This window comes from Arthrobacter sp. GQ119, assembly GCF_059759125.1.
Genome location: NZ_JCAXEA010000049.1, coordinates 1 through 4,385, shown reverse-complemented (window position 1 = coordinate 4,385; position 4,385 = coordinate 1). Strand labels below are relative to the sequence as shown.

Below are 4,385 nucleotides of genomic sequence, written 5' to 3'. Positions count from 1 at the left end.
ACAAAACGGAACACCCCGGCCGGCATCTAAACTTACCAACTATGACCCCTCCTTCCGGTGACGCCTCGTCCGGGCGCGGCCCCGGCGCATCCGCGGGACCGGCAAAGCGTGCCACCATCCTTGACGTGGCCGCGGCGGCCGGCGTCTCCCGGCAAACTGTCACCCGCGCCATGAACGCCATGCCGGGCATTCGGCCGGAGACGCGCCAAAGGGTCCAGGAACTCGCGCGCGAACTTGGGTATACGCCCAGCCGCTTCGCCAAGGGGCTCGTCCAGGGGGCGAGAACGTCGGTGGGGCTCGCGATTCCGGATCTCACTAACCCTTACTATCCGGCATTCGCCTCCAGTGTGGTCGAGCTAGCCACGCAGCGAGGCTGGCACGTCGTCATGGATGACTACGGGCATGGCGGTGCCACCGGCGTGGAGTCTGTGGAACATCTCGCGCCCCAGGTGGACGCCGTGATCGGATACCTGGGCGGCGCCGCGGACGAAGCGCATGCCATTCTTGGCCCCCGGCCCCTGGTGGTTCTCGACCAGCCGTCGGGGTCAGCCTCAGGCCGGATTTCCTTTGACTACGGCCATGCGGCGCGCGCGGCCCTGGAGCACCTGCGGGCCAGGGGCTGCCGCCAACTCGCATACATCGACCGTGCGGATTCAGGCCCCGGCCATGCCGCAGCGTCGTCCCCCACGGGGGAGGCGGGAGGTGCAACAGCCTCCGCGCAGGGCGTGGTGACTGCCCGCGGCCACGCCTTCGCCCGCAGCGCCGCTGCCTCCGGCGTGGCGCTGGCGGTGTCCGTATCACCTGAGTCGGCAGCGGATGCCCGCCAAGCGACGCACCGGCTGCTCGAGGAGCACCCCGGCACAGACGGGATAGTGGTGTTCAACGACCTCATGGCGGCGGGCACTCTGAAGGCCCTGGCCGAGTCGGGCCGCGCTGTCCCTGCGGATTGCGCCGTGATTGGCATGGACGGCATTCCGCTCGGGGAGCTGCTGACGCCGGAGCTCACCACCCTCGCACTGGACCTGCGGGAGGTGGGACGGGCCGCCGTCGAACTTCTGGACGGCCTGCTCACGGGTGCCATCGAGCCCGGTGGACCGGGTTCGGAGCTGGTGCTCCGCCACCGTCTGGTGCTGCGGCAGTCCGCCTGACCGGGCCGGTTCCCCTACCCAAATGACTCCGGCCACAGTAGTCTTGGACACGTTCGTGAACGTTCACGAGAGCACATCCAATGCCCAACCCAGGGGACAAGCATGTCAGTCGACTCATCCACGGCGCCCGCTGATTCACGGCCGGAAGGTTCCGCCGGTCGCTATCTGGACGTCGGGGCAGGGCAGGTCAGGGAGCTCGAATCGATGGCGCCCGCCGAAGGCGCGCTTCCGGCCCGCGCCTACCTCCACAGCGATGCGCCCCGCAAGGTCCTGAACGGCACCTGGAAGTTCCGGATTCACGGCGGGGCAAGGCTGGCCCCTGAGGACGGCTGGCAGCTGGGCCAGGACCTGACGGGCTTCGAGGATTTACCGGTGCCGTCCAGTTGGCCCATGCACGGACACGGCTCGCCCTGGTACACGAATGTGCAGTACCCGTTCGCAGTTGAGCCTCCCCACGTTCCGGACACGAACCCCATCGGAGACCACCTCGTGGAGTTCGACGCCGGGCCCGGGTTCTTTCCGCGGTCGGTCCTGCGCTTTGACGGTATCGAGTCTGCCGGCACCGTGTGGCTGAACGGAACCAGGCTCGGCACCACCCGCGGCAGCCGCCTGGCGCACGAGTTCGACGTCACAAACGTCCTGGTCCCGGGGCGAAACACCCTGGCTGTGCGTGTTGCGCAGTTCTCGGCTGCCAGCTACCTCGAAGACCAGGACATGTGGTGGCTGCCGGGAATCTTCCGTGATGTCACGCTCCAGGCGCGCCCCAGCGATCGAATCGACGATGTCTTTGTCCATGCAGGATACGACCATGTCACCGGGCAAGGGCTCCTCATGGTGGAGGCGACCCGGGGCGGTAAGGCGATCGACGCCGTCGTACGCCTTCCCGAGCTGGGGCTGGAGCTGGCGGCCGGAAGCGAGCTGCGCATTCCTGGGGTGGACCCATGGTCCGCCGAGCTCCCGCGACTGTACGGGGCCACGGTCAGCACCGCCGGTGAGACCGTAAACCTACAGGTGGGCTTCCGCTCCATCACGATCGAGGACGCGCAGTTCAAGGTAAACGGCCGGCGGATCCTGCTGTGCGGCGTAAACCGGCATGAACACGATCCGCGGCTGGGGCGTGCGGTTCCGCGGGAGGTGATGGAGGCGGAGCTGCGGCTGATGAAACAGCACAACATCAACGCCATCCGCACCTCCCATTACCCGCCGCACCCGGAATTCCTGGCCCTCGCGGACCGGCTGGGTTTCTACGTGGTGCTGGAATGCGATCTGGAGACCCACGGCTTCGAAAGCGCCGGATGGAAGCAGAATCCCAGTGACGACCCGCAGTGGCAGCCGGCCCTGCTGGACCGGATGCGGCGCACTGTTGAGCGGGACAAGAACCACGCCTCTGTGATCATGTGGTCGCTGGGGAACGAGTCCGGCACGGGGCGGAACCTGGCGGCCATGTCCCGCTGGACAAAGCACCGCGACCCGTCCCGGCCCATTCACTACGAGGGCGACTGGAGCTCGCCCTACGTGGACGTCTACTCGCGGATGTACGCCGACCAGGCCGACACCGCGCTGATCGGTCAGGGGATGGAGCCTGCCCTGGACGATCCCGGGCTCGACGCCCGGCGGCGCGCCATGCCCTTTGTCCTTTGCGAATATGTGCACGCGATGGGCACCGGCCCGGGCGGCATGACCGAGTACCAGGAACTCTTCGACCGGTATCCGCGGCTTATGGGCGGCTTCGTCTGGGAATGGCTGGAGCACGGCATCACGTGCACCGGTAATGACGGCCGCGAGTACTTCGCGTACGGCGGCGACTTCGGTGAGGAAATTCACGACGGCAATTTCGTCACGGACGGCCTCGTGGATGCCGGCCGAAAGCCCAGGCCCGCGCTGTTGGACTTCAAGAAGGTTATTGAGCCGCTGGCCATCACCATCGCGGCGGACTGGACAAGCTTCACCGTTGCCAACAAGTTCGACTTCGCGGACACGTCCGCTGTCAGGTTCCGCTACACCGTCGAGGTCGACGGCGGCACTCTCGACGGCGGTCCGGTGGACGTCGCGCCGTTGGCGCCCAACAGCGAATCCTCCATTGTGCTGCCGGCGGGACTGGCTGAGCTGGCCCGCGACGCGGCCGCCGTGCTGACAGTCCGGGCCGAGCTGGCGGAGGACACTGAGTGGGCCGCCGCGGGGCATGAGGTCGCGTGGGGCCAGGGATTCATCAACCAGCCCGAAGTCCCTCAGGTCCGTGCCACTGAAGTCGTGGCCGAGACCGGAGCCGGTGAGCTGCGGCTGGGTCCGGCGACCTTCTCCCGGGCCACCGGAGCGCTGACCCGCCTGGGCGGGCTGCCGGTGAATGACCTGCGTCTTGTACTGTGGCGGGCCCCCACGGATAACGACCACGGACTGGACTGGTGGGGTAACCCTGAAGCCCCAACCCTCGCGCAGCGGTGGCTCGAGGCCGGCCTCAACCGGCTGCACGCCCGGCTCATCGGCATATCGGCTGTGCCCCGCGCCGAGGGCGGTGAGTCACTGGAGATCAGGACGCGGGTCGGTATTGCGGACAAGCAGTACGGCGTGTTTGTGGATTACCTCTGGACCAGCGACGGCGGAAGGCTAAGCCTGCGGACCCGGGTGAGTCCTGACGGGGACTGGACCGATAGGGGACGCGACGTGCCATGGGCGCGGATCGGACTGGAGTTCGTTTTGGGCACCGAGGCCCGGCACGTTGACTGGTTCGGACAAGGGCCCCACCAGGCTTATCCGGATACGGGACAAGGCACACGCAAGGGGTGGCATTCCCTGCCCGCCGCCGACATGGCCGTGGACTACGTCCGCCCGCAGGAGTCCGGCGCCCGCGCGGCTGTGCACAGCGCAACGCTGGAACTGGGCGCTGGCAGCCTGGCTGTCAGCGGGGAACCCTTCGCACTGACAGTGAGGCCGTACAGCCAGGCTGCGCTTGATGCCGCCAATCACCAGCCGGACCTGGTGCCGGACGGAAGCACCTACGTCTACCTCGACCATGTCCAACGCGGAGTGGGAACCGGTGCCTGCGGTCCTGGAGTGCTGGAGGGCTACTTGATCCACCGACGCGATGCAGACTTCACCCTGGTCCTTGAAGTCACGGGTTGATGGCTCGGATTCCGGTTCATCAGGAGCACGTCCACCGCCCAACAGGAGCACGGCCGGAATGTGACGCGCTCCATAGCGGGCAAATAGCTTCGAATCCGCCCGGCGAACGACCGATAC

General features: G+C 67.3%; 2 protein-coding genes. Both read left to right on the top strand.

Annotated features, from left to right (window positions below; genetic code table 11):
* Positions 1-41: 41 nt before the first annotated feature.
* Positions 42-1,148 (top strand): LacI family DNA-binding transcriptional regulator, encoded by a 1,107-nt coding sequence (locus tag AC6CH3_RS23210; protein ID WP_498134676.1) that lies wholly within the window; start codon positions 42-44, stop codon positions 1,146-1,148.
* A 102-nt stretch (positions 1,149-1,250) separates the two neighbouring features.
* Positions 1,251-4,268, top strand: coding sequence for a glycoside hydrolase family 2 TIM barrel-domain containing protein (locus tag AC6CH3_RS23205; protein ID WP_498134675.1), 3,018 nt, complete (start codon positions 1,251-1,253; stop codon positions 4,266-4,268).
* Positions 4,269-4,385: the final 117 nt, after the last annotated feature.

Bases quoted from the DNA above. Each gene is read 5' to 3' on its own strand.
- AC6CH3_RS23210 (WP_498134676.1), top strand. From the start codon at position 42: ATGACCCCTCCTTCCGGTGACGCCTCGTCCGGGCGCGGCCCCGGCGCA.
- AC6CH3_RS23205 (WP_498134675.1), top strand. From the start codon at position 1,251: ATGTCAGTCGACTCATCCACGGCGCCCGCTGATTCACGGCCGGAAGGT.